General features: G+C 74.1%; 19 protein-coding genes and 1 tRNA gene. 10 read left to right on the forward strand and 10 right to left on the reverse strand.

Annotated features, from left to right (window positions below; translation table 11 throughout):
- Positions 1-82: 82 nt before the first annotated feature.
- On the reverse strand, positions 83-457 hold the full coding sequence (locus tag GXP71_RS12665) for a helix-turn-helix transcriptional regulator (RefSeq protein ID WP_162352934.1): 375 nt from the start codon (positions 455-457) through the stop codon (positions 83-85).
- A gap of 107 nt (positions 458-564) precedes the next feature.
- Here GXP71_RS12665 and arsM point away from each other — a divergent pair, with 107 nt between their 5' ends.
- Positions 565-1314, forward strand: a complete 750-nt coding sequence (arsM, locus tag GXP71_RS12670; RefSeq protein WP_162352935.1) for an arsenite methyltransferase — start codon at positions 565-567, stop codon at positions 1312-1314.
- A 1-nt stretch (position 1315) separates the two neighbouring features.
- The gene (locus GXP71_RS12675; protein ID WP_162352936.1) at positions 1316-1552 is read left to right on the forward strand and encodes a hypothetical protein; all 237 of its coding nucleotides are present in this window, start codon (positions 1316-1318) and stop codon (positions 1550-1552) included.
- 14 nt (positions 1553-1566) lie between these two features.
- On the opposite strand, the gene GXP71_RS12680 is transcribed toward GXP71_RS12675, so the two are convergent.
- On the reverse strand, positions 1567-1926 hold the full coding sequence (locus GXP71_RS12680) for an arsenate reductase ArsC (RefSeq protein WP_238402753.1): 360 nt from the start codon (positions 1924-1926) through the stop codon (positions 1567-1569).
- 166 nt (positions 1927-2092) lie between these two features.
- Here GXP71_RS12680 and GXP71_RS12685 point away from each other — a divergent pair, with 166 nt between their 5' ends.
- A complete protein-coding gene (locus tag GXP71_RS12685; protein ID WP_370520940.1) occupies positions 2093-2749 on the forward strand; it encodes a helix-turn-helix domain-containing protein in 657 nt (218 codons plus the stop codon).
- Between the two features lie 30 nt (positions 2750-2779).
- On the opposite strand, the gene GXP71_RS12690 is transcribed toward GXP71_RS12685, so the two are convergent.
- The gene (locus tag GXP71_RS12690) at positions 2780-3394 is read right to left on the reverse strand and encodes a dihydrofolate reductase family protein (RefSeq protein WP_162352939.1); all 615 of its coding nucleotides are present in this window, start codon (positions 3392-3394) and stop codon (positions 2780-2782) included.
- Between the two features lie 220 nt (positions 3395-3614).
- Between GXP71_RS12690 and GXP71_RS12695 the strand changes: the two genes are divergently transcribed.
- Positions 3615-4031 (forward strand): hypothetical protein, encoded by a 417-nt coding sequence (locus GXP71_RS12695; RefSeq protein ID WP_124344234.1) that lies wholly within the window; start codon positions 3615-3617, stop codon positions 4029-4031.
- 4 nt (positions 4032-4035) lie between these two features.
- Here GXP71_RS12695 and GXP71_RS12700 read toward each other — a convergent pair whose 3' ends face one another.
- Both GXP71_RS12700 and GXP71_RS12705 read right to left on the reverse strand, forming a co-directional pair.
- Positions 4036-4722, reverse strand: coding sequence for a metalloregulator ArsR/SmtB family transcription factor (locus GXP71_RS12700; RefSeq protein WP_162352940.1), 687 nt, complete (start codon positions 4720-4722; stop codon positions 4036-4038).
- A 97-nt stretch (positions 4723-4819) separates the two neighbouring features.
- Positions 4820-5008, reverse strand: coding sequence for a hypothetical protein (locus GXP71_RS12705; RefSeq protein WP_162352941.1), 189 nt, complete (start codon positions 5006-5008; stop codon positions 4820-4822).
- 215 nt (positions 5009-5223) lie between these two features.
- On the opposite strand from GXP71_RS12705, the gene GXP71_RS12710 reads away from it, so the two are divergent.
- Positions 5224-7065 carry a glycoside hydrolase family 6 protein gene (locus GXP71_RS12710; RefSeq protein ID WP_162352942.1) on the forward strand — a complete coding sequence of 614 codons (1842 nt, stop codon included), beginning with the start codon at positions 5224-5226 and terminating at the stop codon, positions 7063-7065.
- A 42-nt stretch (positions 7066-7107) separates the two neighbouring features.
- On the opposite strand, the gene GXP71_RS12715 is transcribed toward GXP71_RS12710, so the two are convergent.
- The 3 genes from GXP71_RS12715 to GXP71_RS12725 form a co-directional block, all read right to left on the reverse strand.
- A complete protein-coding gene (locus GXP71_RS12715) occupies positions 7108-8628 on the reverse strand; it encodes a von Willebrand factor type A domain-containing protein (RefSeq protein ID WP_238402401.1) in 1521 nt (506 codons plus the stop codon).
- A 421-nt stretch (positions 8629-9049) separates the two neighbouring features.
- Positions 9050-10345: a DUF4190 domain-containing protein gene (locus tag GXP71_RS12720; RefSeq protein WP_162352944.1), complete on the reverse strand. Its 1296-nt coding sequence runs from the start codon at positions 10343-10345 to the stop codon at positions 9050-9052.
- Between the two features lie 289 nt (positions 10346-10634).
- Positions 10635-11027, reverse strand: coding sequence for a hypothetical protein (locus tag GXP71_RS12725; RefSeq protein ID WP_124344228.1), 393 nt, complete (start codon positions 11025-11027; stop codon positions 10635-10637).
- A gap of 327 nt (positions 11028-11354) precedes the next feature.
- Between GXP71_RS12725 and GXP71_RS12730 the strand changes: the two genes are divergently transcribed.
- Together GXP71_RS12730 and GXP71_RS12735 are read left to right on the forward strand one after the other, a co-directional pair.
- Positions 11355-12413 carry a hypothetical protein gene (locus GXP71_RS12730; protein ID WP_162352945.1) on the forward strand — a complete coding sequence of 353 codons (1059 nt, stop codon included), beginning with the start codon at positions 11355-11357 and terminating at the stop codon, positions 12411-12413.
- Entirely contained in the window at positions 12398-13552 is a 1155-nt protein-coding gene (locus tag GXP71_RS12735; protein WP_162352946.1) for a hypothetical protein, read from the forward strand. The genes GXP71_RS12730 and GXP71_RS12735 overlap by 16 nt, the downstream gene beginning before the upstream one ends.
- 38 nt (positions 13553-13590) lie before the next feature.
- On the opposite strand, the gene GXP71_RS12740 is transcribed toward GXP71_RS12735, so the two are convergent.
- Positions 13591-14403, reverse strand: coding sequence for a DUF4253 domain-containing protein (locus GXP71_RS12740; RefSeq protein ID WP_162352947.1), 813 nt, complete (start codon positions 14401-14403; stop codon positions 13591-13593).
- A 143-nt stretch (positions 14404-14546) separates the two neighbouring features.
- On the opposite strand from GXP71_RS12740, the gene GXP71_RS12745 reads away from it, so the two are divergent.
- The 3 genes from GXP71_RS12745 (at position 14547) to GXP71_RS12755 (ending at position 16451) form a co-directional block, all read left to right on the forward strand.
- Positions 14547-14873 carry a hypothetical protein gene (locus GXP71_RS12745; protein ID WP_162352948.1) on the forward strand — a complete coding sequence of 109 codons (327 nt, stop codon included), beginning with the start codon at positions 14547-14549 and terminating at the stop codon, positions 14871-14873.
- Between the two features lie 229 nt (positions 14874-15102).
- Positions 15103-16158 (forward strand): hypothetical protein, encoded by a 1056-nt coding sequence (locus GXP71_RS12750; RefSeq protein WP_162352949.1) that lies wholly within the window; start codon positions 15103-15105, stop codon positions 16156-16158.
- A gap of 217 nt (positions 16159-16375) precedes the next feature.
- A tRNA-Lys gene (locus tag GXP71_RS12755) sits at positions 16376-16451 on the forward strand.
- A 28-nt stretch (positions 16452-16479) separates the two neighbouring features.
- Here GXP71_RS12755 and GXP71_RS12760 read toward each other — a convergent pair.
- Positions 16480-17733, reverse strand: a complete 1254-nt coding sequence (locus GXP71_RS12760) for a hypothetical protein (RefSeq protein WP_162352950.1) — start codon at positions 17731-17733, stop codon at positions 16480-16482.
- Between the last annotated feature and the right edge of the window lie 57 nt (positions 17734-17790).

Below are 17790 nucleotides of genomic sequence, written 5' to 3' on the forward strand. Positions count from 1 at the left end.
GAGGTCTGCGCGCAACCAGATCGAGTCAGATTGACTCGATCGGACGACGGCGCCAGCCGCGCGCCACGTCCGGACGCCCCCGTCAGCCCTCCGCGTGGACCGTCAGATGGGCGCCGAGGTGCTGCGTCACGGCATCGACCGCGCCGGGCACGATCGTGAAGTAGGCCCACACCCCGCGCTTCTCCCGGGTGACGAGCCCGGCCTCCGTCAGCTGCTTGAGGTGGTGCGACACCGTCGGCTGGCTCAGCCCGACGGGCTCGATGAGGTCACACACGCACGCCTCCCCGCCCTCGTGGGCCGCGATGAGCGAGAGGAGCCGGAGGCGGGTGGGATCCGCCATCGCCTTGAGCGTGCGGGCGAGCTGCGTCGCGTCGTCCGCACTGATGGTCGGTGCCGCGGCGGGCGTGCAGCACGCGGCGGGCTCGGAGACGACGGGCAGCAGATCCATGGCAGCCATGCGACGAGTCTATGACTGGAAATCGATGGTTGTCGATATTGACAGTGATCGATGCGTGGGTGCAGGATCGGAGCACATCGACGTTCATCGATATGAGGAGGTGCGGGATGTCCGACATCCGCGAGCAGGTCCGGGAGAAGTACGCCGAGGCGGCGCGTCAGGTCGGCGGCGACGCCGGCTGTTGCGGCGGCGGAGGCGGCTGCGGACCGAGCGACGAGTCGCAGGTGTTCGGTGCCGCGCTCTACGACCCGTCCGAGCTGACCGACATCCCCGTCGAGGCGCAGCTCGTCTCGCTCGGGTGCGGCAACCCGACGGCGGTCGCCGAGCTCCGCGAGGGCGAGCGCGTGCTCGACCTCGGCAGCGGCGGGGGCATCGACGTCCTGCTGTCCGCGAAGCGCGTCGGGCCGACCGGCTTCGCACACGGCGTCGACATGACCGAGGAGATGCTCGCCCTCGCCCGCGCCAACGCCGAGCGGGCCGGCGCGACCAACGTCGCCTTCCACCAGGGCACGATCGAGGACCTGCCGCTCGACGACGCGTCCGTCGACGTCGTCATCTCGAACTGCGTCGTCAACCTCTCCCCCGACAAGCCGGCCGTGCTCGGCGAGGTCTTCCGCGTGCTCGTCCCCGGCGGCCGCGTCGGGATCTCCGACGTCGTCGCCGAGGACGACCTCACGCCCGAGCAGCGCGCCGAGCGCGGCTCCTACGTCGGCTGCATCGCCGGCGCGCTGTCCCGGCAGGAGTACCTCGACGGGCTGGCCGCCGCCGGGTTCGTCGACACCGCCGTCACGTTCACCCACCAGGTCGCGGACGGCATGCACGGCGCGATCGTCCATGCACGCAAGCCGGAGGCCTGACATGCACCCCGAGCTGTACCTCATGCTCCACCAGCAGCGGCAGCGCGAGCTCGACCGTGCGCTCGCCGCCGCGCTGGTCGTCCGCGAGCGCACGGCGTCCGCGACCCGCACGCCGAAGCCGCGGCGCGGTGCGCTCGTGCGGCTGGTCGCCGACGCCCGCCGGTCGCTCACCCTCGCCCTGCAGCAGCGCGTCGCCGTGACCGCGGACCGCTCCCCCGCGGCCTGCTGCGCCGCCTGAGCACCCGGGCTGCGCTACGGGGTGACGACCGGGACGCCGAGCGAGTCGAGCAGCCCGACGACGCGTCGACGGATCTCGTCGCGGATCGGCCGCACGGCTTCGATGCCCTGACCGGCCGGGTCGTCGAGCGCCCAGTCCTCGTAGCGCACGCCCGGGTAGAAGGGGCACGCGTCGCCGCAGCCCATGGTCACGACGACGTCGGACGCCTGCACCGCGTCGCTCGTGAGGACCTTGGGCTGCTCGGCGGCGATGTCGACACCGACCTCGGCCATCGCCGCGACGGCGACGGGGTTCACCTGCGCGGCGGGCGCCGACCCGGCCGACCGGACCTCGACCGCACCGCCGGACAGCGCGGAGAGGAACCCGGCGGCCATCTGCGAGCGGCCGGCGTTGTGGACGCAGACGAACAGGACGCTGGGCGTGTCGGTGGTGGTCACGGCTCACTCCTCCGGGGCGCGGCGAGCCGGACGGCTCCACGTCGCCACATCTTGCTCGCGCCGCGCTCGGTCAGTCAACATTGACTCAATGGACACTGAGTGGATGGCTGCGGTCGAGCGGCGCGCTGCGCTCCACGCGGCGCTCTCCGACCCCGGACGGCTCGCCGTCGTCGACCTGCTGTCGCAGGGCGACGCCTCACCGTCCGAGCTCGCGGACGCGCTGGCCCTGCCCTCCAACCTGCTCGCCCACCACGTGAACGTCCTCGTCCAGCACGGACTGGTCGAACGCACCCGGTCCGAGGGCGACCGCCGCCGCACCTACCTGCGCCTCCTCCCGTCGGAGCTCGGGCCGGTCACCACCGCGCTCCTGCGACCACCCCGCGTGCTGTTCGTGTGCACGGCCAACTCCGCCCGCTCGCACCTCGCCGTCGCGGTCTGGCGACGCGTCAGCGAGATCCCGGCCACGTCCGGAGGCACGCACCCGGCGGGCGCGATCGCCCCGGGGGCCCTCGCGGCGGCCGCGCGGCACGGGCTCGACCTGCGCGGTCAGGAACCGCGCCCCGTGGACGCCGTCCGCCGCGACGACGACCTCGTCATCACCGTGTGCGACCGGGCGCACGAGGAGGTCGGGCTCCGCGCCGACGTGCACTGGTCCCTCCCGGATCCCGTGCGCGACGGCTCCTCGGACGCGTTCGACCGCACGGTGCATGAGCTCGACCGCCGCATCGGCGCGCTCGCACCGCGGCTCGTCGTCGCCTGAGGCGCGGTCAGCACCGGTCGGGCGACGGGCTCACCCGTCGACCGTCATGTCGCCCGTCGCCGGGTCCTCGCCCGTCGGCGCGTAACGGAGCTGGACGACGCCGTGGCTGCCGACCGCGGGCGGCTCGATCAGCCGCAGCCCCGAGGCCCGGACGCCGTCGGGGAACACCTTCTTGCCCTGACCGAGCACGATCGGGTGGACCCACAGCGTCAGCACGTCGAACAGCCGCTCGGCGAGCAGCGTCTGGACGAGGTCGACGCTGCCGATGACGTGCGTGCTCTCGTGCCGGTCGCGCAGCGCGCGGACCTCGGCGGCGAGGTCGGGGCCGAGCAGCGTCGAGTCGTCCCAGGTGAGCTCTGGCGTCCCGCGGCTCGCGACGTACTTCGGCACCGCGTTGAGCCGGCGACCGATCGTGTCCGCGTGCTGCGGCCAGTACGCGGCGAAGATGTCGTACGTCCGACGGCCGAGCAGCAGCGCGTCCATGCTCTCGATCCCGGCGGTCACCTCGCGGCCGACCATGTCGTCGGGCAGCGGCGCCTGCCAGCCACCGAACGGGAAGCCGCCCGACGTGTCCTCCTCGGGCCCGCCCGGCGCCTGCGCGACGCCGTCGAGCGTGACGAACAGGTCGATGTGCAGGCGGCCCACGGTTCCTCCTCGAACGGTCCTGGTCCCGCCGACCATTCGAGCGCAGCGGCGGGCGACCGTCCACCCCCGGTGCACGGCCGGTCGCGGGTTGCCGCGGCCGGGTGTCGGGTCTAGCGTCGAGAGACATCTCTTTTAGAACTCTCCGTGCGCTCTCCCCCGGCGTCCCGCAGCGGGCGCCCGCGTCCTCGACGCCCACCACCACCGGTCCCAGGAGGACCGCATGTCCCGACACCGACTCGTCCGGACCGCGACCGTCGCCGCGATCACCGCCCTCACCACCGCGCTCGCCGGCGCCACCTCGGCCGGCGCCGCCACGGACACGACGCCGCCCGGCACCCCGCTCTACGGGTACGCCGGCGGGTTCCAGTGCCTCATGCTCATCGTCGGCGTCCCGAAGGTCACCGACGACGTCACGCCGCAGGACCAGATCCGGTACCGCGTCCTCGCGAACGGCGTCGACATCGGCGCCCTCGAGGACAAGGGCTCGAGCGGGATGTGGGCGATCCTGCACCTGCGGCAGCCCGGCCCCAACGCGGTGCGCGTCCAGGCCGTCGACCTCGCGGGCAACCGCTCGACCAGCCGCGCCGCGACCGTCACGGGGTACTACACGCCCGGCTGCACCCCGGGCCACCTCTGACCGCTCACGGCTCCCCGACGACGACGCAGCAGCGCCCCGCGCCCGGATCCAGCCGCGCCTCGAGCGCTCCGGGGCAGACCGCGTCGAGCACCCCGTCGACGAGGTCGCGGTTCATCACGCACACGACGTCGGAGAGGTCGGCGGCGAGCCGCTCGAACGGGCAGCTCGTCAGCAGGACCTCGCCGTCGGCGGCGCGCGGCTCGTACCCGTGCCGGGTCAGGACCCGGACGACCGCCTCGTGGTCCGGCACGGCCGGGTCGACGTCGGCACCCTCCACGAGACGGCGGCCCACCTCACGGGCCGTCGTCGCGAGCGCGTCCCCCACGGCCGTCCCGTCACGGCGCGCGGCCGCGATCGCCTCGGCCAGGACGCGACCGGCGAGGTCGTAGCGGCGCGCGGGCAGGCTCACCGCCACGTCACGCCCCGCCCGGCGGTACAGCTTCGTGGGGCGCCCCGCCCCCGGCCCGCCACGCCCGGGCGGGCGGCGGTACTCGACCTCCAGGAGTCCCGCGTCGAGCAGCTTGTCGAGGTGGAACTTCGCGACGTGGGTCGGGACGCCCACCCCGGCGGCGGCGGCCTCCCGGCCGACCGGTGCGCCCTGCGCGACGACGTAGCGGTAGAGGGCGCGACGGACCGGCTCACCGAGCGCGGCGACCGCGGTCACGTCCGCGGCGAACGCGTCGTCCGACACCCGCCACCTCCCTCGCACCGGCGGCCTGCATGCGCCCGGCCGACTCTATCGTCGACGGAGGTGTCCGTTGGAGCGCCCCCTGCTGCCGTGCGACGCGTCAGGTCGTGGTCGGCCCCTGCACCGCCTTCCGGCGCTCGTGCACCAGGCTCGCGACCTGGCCGGCGGCCCCCAGCGCCATGCCGAGCACCGTCCACCCGTTGCCCACGAGGGCGGCGACGACCCCGATCGCGACGAAGACGGCGACGAGGACCCATCGGGTGGAGGTCCGGACCGGCAGCAGCGGCATGACCGCGAGAGTACGGCGTCGCACCTGCTCACGTCCGGCAGACGACGGGTGAGTGCGTGGGCCCGCGGGCGCGAACACGGCGGACCCCCACGGACCGCCGCGCTCCGGACGCGCTCCGGACGCGCGACGGCGTGACGTGCGGGACGGCACCTCAACGTGGCGACGAGGCGGCCGATGCGCACCTGCGAACCCACCCCCTGCGCAGGAGCCCCACCATGCCCCCGTCAGTGCTCCGCCGAGCGACCCGCGGTGCGGGACGCGCCCTCTCGGCCGCCGTGCACGTCGTCGCCGCCGTCGCCGTCGCCCTCTCCGTCACCGTGCCGCTGCCCGCGTCGGCGCAGGACCCGTCGGACCGCGTGCTCGCCGGCGGGTCGCTGGTCGCGGGCGCCGCCCTGCGCGCCGTGGGCAGCGCGCACGTGCTGGCCGTCGGGACGGACGGCGACGTGACGCTGAGCCTCGGCGGCCGCGTGCTCTGGCACACGGGGACGACCGGGAACCCCGGGGCGCGCCTCGTGCAGCAGGCGGGCGGTGCGCTCGAGGTCCGGTCGCGCGCCGACGCGGTGCTGTGGACGACGGCGACGGCGTCGCCCGGTGCGCGGTCCGTGCTCAAGCCCGACGGGGTGCTCTACACGATCAGCACCGCCGGGACCGTCGCGTGGAAGAGTGCGGCCGTGCCCGGCCCGACCCTGCGGACGACCATCGCCGACCGTGTCCCGTCGGGCGGCCTGCTGCTGCCGCGCGAGTCCGTCACGAGCCCCGACGGCACCGTCCGGCTCGCCATGGGCACGGACGGCGCGCTCGTGCTCACGGCCGCCGAGCGGACGGTGTGGACGTCCCCCGCGACGCGCGCCGGTGCGTCGGCCGTGGTGGCGCCCGAGGGCGACCTGCGCGTCGTCGGCACGGACGGCGCGGTGCTGTGGTCGACCGGCACGACGTCGCCGGGCGCGCGGCTCGTCGTCAAGGACCACGGCCGCGCGTACCTGATCTCCACGACGCACACGTCGGTCTGGTCGACGCCCGGCACGCCCGCCGAGCGCGTGCCGACCGTCGTCTCGCTGCCGCCGCCCGAGCCGCTGCCCGTCGTGTCGGGCGGGCTCGGCGGGACGCGTCCCGGCACGACGACGAGCACCGGCACCGCGCTCGACGAGCGACCGCAGACCACCGTGCTCGCGGCCCGGCCGCAGTACGTCGACCCGACCTCGCCGGCGGCTCGCGCGGCCCAGGACGCGCGAGGGGCCGGGCGGGACGCCGACGCCGCGCTGCTCGCGAAGGCCGCCGCCCAGGGGTCGGCACGGTGGCTCGGCCCGCAGGACTCCACCGCGACCGTCGCGTCGTCGGTCCGGACGTACGCCGCCACGGCGGCCGCGGCGGGCCAGACACCCGTCCTCGTCACGTACGCCATCCCGGACCGCGACTGCGGCGGGCTCTCCGCGGGCGGGTTCGCGACGGCCGGCGAGTACCGGGCGTGGATCGACCAGGTGGCCGCCGGGCTGGCGCGCGCGAAGGCGGTCGTCGTCGTCGAGCCAGACGCGCTGCTGCACCTCGAGCGGTGCGGCGACCGCGACGCGCGTCTCGCGATGCTGCGGTACGCCGTCGGGGCCCTGACGCGTGCGGGCGCCGAGGTCTACCTCGACGCCGCCAGCAGCAACAGCTTCGGGTGGGGGACGGTCGCGCTGCGCGACATGGCGCTGCGGCTGCGGGCCGCGGGCGTCGACCAGGCCGCCGGGTTCGCGGTCAACACCTCGAACTTCCAGCGCTCCGAGCACGAGGTCGCCTACGGGCGCTACCTGTCGGCGCTGCTGGGTGGCGCGTCGTTCGTCGTCGACACGTCGCGCAACGGCACCGGTGCGCTGGCCGGGCCCGACGGGACCGTCTGGTGCAACCCGGCGGGCCGGGCACTGGGCTCGCCGCCGCGGGCGACGCTCGACGGCCCGCACGTCGCCGACCTGTGGGTCAAGACCGTGGGGCTCAGCGACGGGACCTGCGCGGGGGGTCCCGCCGCCGGGCGGCTGTGGGAGGAGTACCTCCTCGGGCTGGCGTCGCGCGCCGCGTGGTGAGCGAGCGTCGGCCCGAGGAGGCACGTCCCGTCGGGCAGGGGCTCAGCCCGTCATCCGCACGTAGTCGTCGACCAGGCTGACGAACTCCGAGCGCAGGCCGTACGGGTCCTCGCCGAGCGCCTCGCGCGCCCGCTCCCGGGCCCGGGTCGGGCTCGCGTCCGCCGCGTGCTCCGACCGGGAGACCGCCAGACCGAACTCGGCGACGGCCGACGCGAACCGGAAGTCCGCCGTCGGGCGCGTCGTGTACGTGTCCGACCCCGCCGGGAAGACCACCTCGGTGCTCGTGTCCCCGCCCGGCTGCTTGTAGCGGACGTGCACCGTGAGGAAGTCGTCGGAGCCGCCCGGCTCGACGTCCTGGTAGTCGAGGTCGTCCTCCGCCGACGCGCCGTCGGCCGGCACGAGCTCGTAGAACGCCGTCACCGCGTGCCCCGCGCCGACGTCGCCCGCGTCCTTCGTGTCGTCGTCGAACTCCTCGTCCTCGAGCCGGCGGTTGTCGTAGCCCAGCAGCCGGTACCGCGACACCGTCGTGGGGTTGAGCTCGACCTGCACCTTGAGGTCCTGCGCGACGACGAACATCGTCGAGTCGAACTCGTCGACCAGGACCTTGCGCGCCTCCTCGAGCGTGTCGATGTAGGCGTAGTTGCCGTTCCCGTGGTCGGCGATCGCCTCCATCGTGACGTCCTTGAGGTTGCCCATCCCGAAGCCCAGCACCGAGACGTAGACGCCGGTCTTCGCGTGCTCCTCGATGAGGTCCGTCACCTGCTCGGGCGTCGACGGGCCGACGTTGAAGTCGCCGTCGGTCGCGAGGATCACGCGGTTGTTGCCGCCCTCGACGAAGTTCTCCGTCGCCAGCTCGTACGCCGTCTCGAGCCCCGCCGCGCCACCCGTCGAGCCGCCGGCCCGCAGCTCGCGCAGGATCCCCACCAGCTCACGACGGTGGTCACCGGGCACGGAGTCGGCGAGCACCCGGTTGTCGCCCGCGTACGTCACGATCGACACCGTGTCGTCCTCGTCGAGCTGCTCGACCAGGAGCGCGAACGACTCCGCGAGCAGCGGCAGCTTGTTGGGCTCGTCCATCGACCCGGAGACGTCGAGCAGGAACACGATGTTGTTGCCGCGGCTCGTCGGCTTCTCCGCCGTCGCCTGCACCCCGATCATCGCGAGCCGGTGCTCCGGCGCCCACGGCGCGTCGGCGACCTGCGTCGTGACGGTGAACGGGTCCGCCGCGTCCGGGTCCGGCGCCGGGTAGTCGTAGTCGAAGTAGTTGACGAGCTCCTCGATCCGCACCCCCTCCGGCGCGACACCCTGCCGCAGCTGGCGGCGCAGGTTGCTGTACGACGCGGTGTCGACGTCGGACGAGAAGGTCGACAGCGGGCTCGTCCGCACGTCCTGGAACGGCTGCTCCGGGGAGTCGTCGTACTCCTCCTGGTCGTCCAGGGGGACGTCGCGCCACTCCTCGGAGGAGAACGAGTCGTCGTAGGCGCCGTCCGCCTGCGACATGTCCGCACCCGAGTCGCTCGCGCTGCACGCCGCGAGCGCGCCGACCAGGGTGGCCGCCGCCACGACCGCCGTCGTGCGGGTCGACGCGCGCCCCCGCCGCCTGCCCGCCTGCCGCCCTGCCGTCACGAGTGCCCCCGCCGAGATTCGTCCGCGCATCAGTCGCCTCCATTTGTCCGAGGACTGAAGCCTTGCGGTCCGGAACGGGTCACCGCCAGCACGGGCCCGTCACGTGCACGTCCCGTTCAGGTCACGACCAGCGGCTTTTCAGAGTCGGTCGTGACCGGGCCGAGACACACCTGTGACCAGCCAACTCGCCGCACGACCGCTCGGCGCACCGCACGGGTGCGCTCGTCGACATCCCGCGGGAAATGCTCGGGGAATCATTCACGAAAAGGCACGCTGCGTCGGCATCAATGGACCTGACAATACGTCAGGACGATCCCGACAAAGCCCGTCCGGCGCTCGCGGTGCGGCCGTGCCGCGGCTACGGCGCGGTGACCGTGCCGTCGAGCACCGACCCCTGCAGGTCCGGGTAGTCGGTCGCCACGGCGCAGTACGCCGACGTCGCGCCCGTCGCCCAGTCGTCCGGGTGCGGGAAGCTCACGTCGGTCCACACCGTCCACTCGTCCAGCAGCTCCGGCGCGGCACGGTCGATCTGCGCGGCGCACTCCGCGAACCCCTCGTCGTACCCGGCGTCGCTCGGGTCCGCGTACGTGTCGACCGGAGCCGACAGCGGCAGCACCGCCACGATCTCCAGCGCGTGCGGCTGGCCGCAGTCCACCGGACCCGCCGTCCCGAGGTCGAGCGCGTTCGGGTACTCCTCCAGGCAGTCGCCGACCACCAGGTCCGAGCGCAGGGTGTAGTCGGGCAGCTCCGCCGACGCGTCGCTCGCGAAGTCCGGGTTCGACGCCGCCCAGACCGCGAGCCACACCCAGCCCACGAAGACCAGCGTGCTCACCGCCCCGACGACCACACCCGCGATCGCCATCCCGCGACCCCGGGTGCCGCGCCGGCGGATCCGCCGCAACGCCCCGATGCCCAGACCCAGACCGACCGGTCCCGGGACGCCGCCGAGCAGCAGCAGGCCACCGACGCTCGTGGCGAGCGACGCGATCGCCAGGGCCTCCGTCGGCGGCTGGGCCGCGGGCCCGTACCCGAACGGCGCCCCGTACGCGGGCGCACCGCCGTACGGACCGGGTGCGCCGTAGGCCGGCGGCCCCCCGTACGGCGACCCGTAGCCGGGGGCGGCGCCGTAGGTCGGCGTCGCGGGGGCGGGCGCCCCGTACGGCGCCGGCTGACCGAAGGCGGACGGCTGAGCAGCGGGAGCGGCATGGCCGTACGTCGGCGGCTGCGGGGCCGCGCCGGGCTGGGCGTACGGGCCGGGCTTGGCGTACGGGTCGGGCTGCGCGTACGGATCAGCCGGGCCGTGCGAGCCGAGCTGGGCATACGGGCCGGGCTGCGCGTATGGGCCGGGCTGCGGGTATGGGCCGGGCTGGGCGTACGCGCCGGGCTGGGCGTACGCGCCCGGCTGGGCGTACGAGCCAGGCTGGGCGTACGGGCCGGGCGGCACGGGGGTGCCCGCCTGGGCGGAGGGGCCGGGTTGGGCGGCGGGGCCGGGCGGCGCGAACGGCGACGCCTGCTGCGCGGCGGGCGGGGCGAACGGGGAGGCCTCCGCGGGAGCCGCCGACTCGCCGGCCTTCGTCAGGTCGGGTCCGGGGCGTCGGCCGCTCGGCGGTGCGAACGGCGTCCCGCCCGTCTCGTGTCCCGTGTGCTCGCTCACCGGCGCACCGTAACGGAGCGGAAGGCCGCTCCGGACCGCTCCTGCCGCGGTTCACCCGCGCGCCGGGCCGCCGCACCGGCGGTGACGACCGCGAGTGACGCGCGCCATGGGCGGCACGCGAAAGGCCGCGGGCGACGCGCGACGGGCGGCACGCGAAAGGCCGCGGGCGACGCGCGACGGGCGGCACGCGAAAGGCCGCGGGCGACGCGCGACGGGCGGCACCCCGGTGACGCGAGGCGGCGCCGCGCCCCCCGTCCGCGGCGCCGCCCGTCCGACGACGTGCCGGCGGTCAGCTCGTCTGGTCGAGGCTCTCGACCAGCGCGGTCGAGCCCGGGAAGAAGCGCGGCTCACGCACGCGCACGGGCACGTAGTCCTGGTACTCCTCCGGCTGCGCCGCGAGGAACGCGCCGCTCTTGGTGTACGCGAGCAGCAGCGCGACGGCGCTGGTGTCGGCGTCCCCGTCCTCGTCGACCGCGTACTCGAGCGCCTGCACCGCGGCCAGGTCGCCGCTCTCGAAGGCGGTGACGAGCTCGTCGATGCTCGAGCGGAAGTAGCGGTACCCCTCGACCACCTTCTCGCCCGACGGCTTGTGGATCACGGTCTTGCCGAAGAGCTTCTTCTTCGTCTCGAACAGGTCGGGCTGCGCCACGAGCCAGTCGGTGAGATCGGGGATGTCGGTCATCTGCTTGGCCGGCCTTCCGTTGAGGTCATCGCACGCTGAGAGCGCTCTCACCCAGTCGTGAGGTCGCAAGTCTGCACGCCACGAGGTGGCGCTATCGGGTGTTCGTCCGTATTTCACCCGCGGTGACGCCCACCGGCAGCCCACGCCCCCTCGCCCTTCGCGTCACACCCGCCCCCGGGCCCGGTCGTCGACCGCACGCGCCCGGCCGGTGGACTCCGGTCGCCGCTCGGCGACGTCGCCCGCAGCATGAGCGGGACGGGGCACGACCCCGTCTCCGCACCATCGGTCGGCCGCTGCGGCGGCGACCCGCACACAGGGGGCACTTCCGTGCGACGTCATCTCGTCCTGAGCTCGATCCTCGCCGCCTCGCTCGGCACCGCCGTCGCCGTGCCACCGGCCGCCGCCGACGACCCACCCGTGACGGGGTGGCAGGGCTCGGTGTGCGGTTCGCGCACCGAGGTCCCGCTGACCGTCGCCCGTGACGTGGACGACGCGGGCGTCGTCGTCGGGTACGACCGACGGACCCGGGCGGCGTCCTGGGACTCCCGGACCGGGACCTACCGCTGGTACGGCGGCATCGACGGCGGCCTGTCCTCGGAGATCAGCGCGATCAGCGGGGGCGGACGCGTCGCAGGCGTCGCCGAGGTCGACGGCCCGACGACGAACCCGGCGAAGGCCGTGCGCGTCGAGGGCCCGCTCCCGCTGCGGCCGGTGGACCGCTCGTTGCGGACCGCCGACCAGGTGCACGACGTCAACGACGCCAACGTCGTGGTCGGCACGAGCGAGGTGCTCGGCGCGCAGGGTGCCACCGAGCCGTTCGTCTGGACCGACCGCAAGTACGTGCTCCCGACACCCGACGCCTCGTACCGGTTCGTGCAGACCCGGTCGGTCAACGAGGCCGGATGGGTGCTCGGCGGGGGTTACCACCTCGACGCGCAGGGCGCGTACCACCACCGGGTGCTCGTCTGGAGGCCGGACCGGAGCGTCCTCGAGCTGCCGCCGCTGCCCGACGACGCCATCTTCGTCGCCGAGCACATCGACGAGCAGGGTCGCGTGACCGGCCACCGCCTGACCCCCGCGTGGGACGACGACGCGCTCGTCACGTGGTCGCCGACCGCGGGGTACACGTTCGTGCCGTCCCCCGGCGGCGACCTCCAGGTCATCTCCGCCGACGACCGCGGCGGCGCGGTCGGCACGATCATCGACCCGACGTCGGGCTCCGCACTGCCGTTCCTCTACCGCCCGGACACCGGCTTCCGCCGCCTGGCGACCGCCGACGGGACGCTGCTACGCGGCGTGCCCTACCGGATGAGCGAGGCCGGGCAGGTGCTCCTGATGACCGAGCAGCGCCCCTACCTGTGGACCCCGACGTGCCCGGGCGCCTGACGCCGCGGGGCGGTCGCCTGCTCGAGCGCGCGTCGGGCCGGTGTCGCGGGCCGGGCCGACGCCGCCGACCCGCCGCCGTCGCGCTCGTCGCGCTCGCCGTCGTGACCGGCCTGGCCGTCGGCGGCGCACCGGTGACACCCGCCCGTGCGGACGCGGCACCGGCGACGGGCTGGACCGGAACCGCCTGCGGGGCGCTGACCCGCGTGCCCGTCCCGTTCGCGCTCGACCTCGGCGACGACGGGCTCGTCGTCGGCTACGACACCCGGCTCCGCACGATGTCGTGGCAGGCGACCACGGGCACCACCCGCTGGTACGGCGGCATCGAGGGCGGGCTGCGGTCCGAGCTGACCGCCGTCTCGCCCGCAGGCCGCGTCGCGGGCACCGCCGCGATCCAGGGCCGGCAGTACGAGATCGCGAAGGCCGTGCGGGTCGACGGCCCCCTGCCCCTGGTACCTGTCGACCGGTCACCCGACCGCTACGACACCGTCCGCGCCGTGAACGACGCGAACACCGTCGTGGGCGCGAGCGACCCCGTCGCCTCCCCCGGCCGCACCGAGGCCTTCGTCTGGACCGACCACCGGCGTGTGCTCCCCCCTCCGCCAGGCGCGTGGAGCTCGACCGAGGCCGTCGCGATCAACGCGTCCGGCTGGGTCCTCGGGTCCGGCACCGGGACCGACGCGACCGGCGCGTTCCGACGGCAGGTGCTGCTCTGGTCGCCGACCGGCGCGGTCACCGCGCTGCCGCCGCTCGGCGACGGCAGCCAGGTGGTCCCCGTCGCGCTCGCCGACGACGGTCGGGTCGTCGGCTACCGCGTCCGCACGACCGGACGGGGCGACGCCGTCGTCACGTGGACCGCCGCCGGCGGGTACGACGTGGTGCCCGCGCCCACGCCGAACGGGTCACCGGTCGACCTGCAGGTCACCGACGCCGACGCGGATGGGACGATCGTCGGGGCGATCCGCGACGAGCGCGCCACCCCGCCGCTGCGCCCCTTCCTCTACGAGGCCGGCACTGGCTTCCACCTCATGGTCGACCCGGCCGGCGCGCCGCTCCCGACGGTTCCGCAGGCGATCAACAGCGGCCACGAGGCGCTCGTGCGCGTGGGAGCCCACCCCCACCTCTGGACGCCGTGCCGCTGACCACCCCGCCGGCGGCGAGGACACCGCGCCCGAGACGCTCAGTCCCACCAGAAATACCAGGACCTGGACCCGACCTGGTCCCCCGCGAGGTCGGTCAGCGAGCCGACGCCCTGGTAGACGACGTCGTAGCAGTACTCGTAGTGCTCACGCGCCACCGCGAGCGCCTCCGTCGTGCTCGCGGGCGGACGCTCCACCCACAGCTCCAGCACCTGCTCGCCGTCGAGCGTCACGAGCTCGGCACCGAAGCGCTCGTACCAGTCGCGCAGGACGACCGCGTGGTCCACGGGCTCCATGTCGTAGTTCACGCCGCCGTCCCACCCGAGGAGGACGGGCACCTGCCACCCGTGCGCCGCCGGGACCAGCGCCACGAGGCCGTCGGCCTTCGCCACGGTGAACGTCGCCGGATGGCTGGCCAGCGCGGCCGGCTCGACCATCGCCAGCGCGTCGTCGTCGTCCTCGTCGTCGAACGCGTCGTCACCGCCGAGGTGCGCGTACCGCTCCGTCCGTCGCGCCCGCAGCGCGCGTAGGTCGTCGAGCGTCATGCGCTCCGCGCGTGCGAGCTCAGCCGCAGGGTCGTGGTCGTCGCGCGCCGCGCCCGGCAGCACGGCACAGAGGTCCCCGACGTCGGGACCGAGCAGCACCGGCCACAGACCCGTGCGGGGATGCTCCGCACGCAGCTGCCGCCACCAGGCGGGAAGGTCGGCGGCCGCGGCGCGGAACGCCAGGACGTCGCCGGTGCTCGTCGTGCCGATCACCTCGGTGGGAGGCGACTCTCCGAGGACCGCGACGCGCTCGGGCCGGCCGAAGCGGGTCGGATCAGGGGTGCCGCGACGCTTTCTCCACCAGGCCACGACGTCATCGCACCACGCGGCACCGACAACCCTCGGCGGGTGAATCGTCGCAGCGCCCCTTCTGGAGCACCGCCCGCCGGCCCTAACGTGACAAACCGGACACCGCGACCCGCGCGGTGCCCGTCGTCCATCAGGGGGACTCCATGGCTCGTGCACGCCTCACACTCACCGCCGCCGCGCTCGCGGGCGCCGCGCTGCTCGTCTCGGCCGGTCCCGCCGGGGCGTGCCCACGCGACCCGCGCGACGACCCGGCGACATGGGAGTACGAAGGCGTCTACGACTGCACGAAGGCGACCGTCGGCCACGGCGTGCGCACCTGGACCAAGCCGTCCCCGGTGGCGTTCGTCGTCATCAAGACCGGCAAGACGTACTTCGTCAGCGAGCTCGGCGACGCCAACGAGGGCGACCGCACCTACACGTTCGACAAGCCCATCCGCTTCGTCATCACCTGCAACTTCACCGACGCGTAGGGCGAGGTCAGGCCCTCTTCTCCCCACGGCGGGAGAACTCGGCCCCGACCGCCGACTCGAGGTCATCGCGGACGTGCCGCGCCGCCCAGCGTGAGGACGACGTCCACGACGTCGCGACGGTGCGGCCGGGCGGGAGGGGCACGGTGATGTCCTGCGGCGTGCTCACGGGCCGGGACGAGTCGGTCCACACCGCTCCAGTGCGGAGCCTCGCGGGCCGATGACACGTGACGTGGACTGGGACGAGATCGGCAGACTGACCCGCAGCGGTGACTGGGATGCGGTGCGCGCAGCCGCCGACGAGTGCTGGGTGGCTCGTGACATGGACGAGACGGCGCTTCAGCACGCCCTGGCTGGGACCCTGCTCGAGGCAGTCGCGCGAGCAGCAGCCGAGGGGGACGTCGTCGCCCTGTACTTCGAGGTGGATGACGGCCGGACGGGGGTGTTCCTCGCCCACAGCTTCCTGCCCGACGACGACTGGCCGGCAGACTTCACGCACTGGGTCGACGGACCCGCAGTGCCGGAAGACGACGACGACCGCGATGCGATCGGCTGCGTGACCTTTGCTGCGCTCGGCCGAGCCATCGCGAGTCTCCCGTCGCCGATCGAGCTCCCGATCGGCATGGGCCTGCACGACGGCGAGGTCCTCTACGCACCGTTGCCACAGGGCGTCATGGCGCCCGAGGACGTCCCGATGACCCGGGTGCCCGACGAGCCCTCGGGCTGGTACCGACTGCAGCCGGCCCGGACGGACCTGATGAAGCACGCCCGGGTCGCGAGCACCGATGAACGCGCGCGTGCGTTCCAGAAGCGCCTCGGTTTGTGGGCGAGCTATCACCGACCCGAGCCCTTGCCCCTCCCGCAAGGCGACCCGTTCGTCTTCCGCCTGGTGCGCGGGTCTCTCGACGACGTCGTGATCACCGACTCGCTCGGCTGCCTCTACTCGGACCGCCTCGTCGCCGCCCTGCGAGGGCTCGCGGGACCGAACGACCGGATCTTCTCTCAGGCGGTGCTGGTCGAGAGCGCCGACGGATCCGAGCAGCACATCTACCACGCGTGCCGGGCGAAGCATCTCGTCCGCTCCGTAGCTACCGGGGGGCGAACCGTGCTGCGGAGCAGCGACCTCGCGGGGGCACGGGTCGTGGACGAGCTCACGCAGTACTACCGCCCCCAGGGTCTCGCGATGGTCTCCGACGACGTGCTGGGCGCTCTGTCGCGGGCCGGCGTCCTCGTCGGGCTCGCGGCCGTTCCGGTCACCACCGTCGACGAAGACGAGCATCTCTCGTAGATCGTCGAACGACGAGGCACGCGGGCGTGCGCAGCAGGACGACGGGCAGCCATGCCGTGCGCACGACGGCCACCCGTCCACGCACCGATGAAGCGCCCACATGACGGCTGCGTGGACGACGGTGCCGTAGCCTCGACCTGGCGCGACAGGGGTGTCGGAACCGGACGAACGACACCGACGTCGTCCCGAGGGTTCTCCGGGTACACCCCCATCCACCGGGCCTCTAGCTCAACTGGCAGAGCAGCGGACTTTTAATCCGCGGGTTGTGGGTTCGATCCCCACGGGGCCCACCACCGACGTGCGCGGCACCGCCGCGTGTCGTCACGGGGTCGACCCGCTCGGGACCACGGCGGCCTCGAGCCGATCGACGACTGCGGTGATCGTGCTGCGGGTGGGTGCGCTGGCCTCCCGGGCCCGTGCTGCGCGCAGATCGGGCAGCGCGGCCGTCGCCCCCTGCTCGTCGAGCCACTTGGCCGCGCTGGCGCGGATCGCCCCCCGACCGTGGCTCAGCGCTCCGGTCGCCACGGCGAGCGGGTCGCCGTGCGTCTCGACGACGCGTCGGGCGGCGGCCCGCGGGCGGGCGGGACCGGAGATCGACAGGTCGACGACGCGCGGCAGGTACCGGGACGGCATGACGGGCATCTGCGCGAGGACGCCCAGCGCCTTCACGAGCCACTCGTCCTCCACCGGTGCCTCGGGCACGGCGAGGCCGAGGCAGTCGTCCAGGCGTTCGGGGTGCTCGACGAAGAACGGCCACGCGACGGTCGGGAGCAGGTAGTCGCCGAGCAGGTAGTCCCGGGCGACGAGGGACGCCGGCCGCCTGACACCCAACCTGGACACCGCGTCGGCGAACAGTCGGAGGTCGATCCCTCGGTAGTCGAAGTTCCACAGGAGGAGGTTCGGCTCGTCGTCCTCCTGGTCCAGCCGGAGTCGCTGGAGCGGGCTCAGCATCGGCCCGACCTCGTCGGCGAAACGGATGTGGGTGAGCTCCCGGATCAGCGCAGGAACACGGCCCTCGCGGCCCTCGATCGCGCGGGTCGCCCCGGCGCAGTCCTCCAGCGTCACCGTCTCGTACTGGGCGACGACCCGCATCGTCTGGAGGAACCACCCGTCTGCGTGCGGGTCCTGCCCGTGACTCTCGAACTGACGACGAGCGGCGTAGAGATGCCTCCGCTGCATCGCGATCCATCGCGTGACGATGTCGTACAGCCGCTCCGCGAAGCCCTGCGGGGCGGGGGCGTCGGTCCAGGGGTGGAGCGGAGGGACCGCGACCCGGGGGTCCGGCGTGTGCCGGCGGACGTCGATCTCTCCCACGGCTGCACGCCAGCCGTGCGCGGCGTACGGATCGGCGCCACGCAGCGCCTCCACCAGCATCGAGCGCGCGACCACGTCCCCCCGCCCGACGAGGAACGTGACGGCGTCGTCCCCGACGCCGTCACGACCGCTCATCGCCCGTTCGAGGTCGGGGCGCGCGTCCTCGAGGTCGAGCGGCACGCGGCTGTACCCCTCCGCCCGGACCTCCGGCGACGGGTCGAGGATCATCGACCGCCAGGTCAGGTGGCGCACGTTGTTCACCCGGTCTGCATCGGCGTCGGACCCGTCGGTGTTGAGCCCGCACCCTGCGCGGAGAAG

The organism is Cellulomonas sp. H30R-01 (genome assembly GCF_010119915.1).
GTDB classification, from domain to species: domain Bacteria; phylum Actinomycetota; class Actinomycetes; order Actinomycetales; family Cellulomonadaceae; genus Cellulomonas; species Cellulomonas algicola.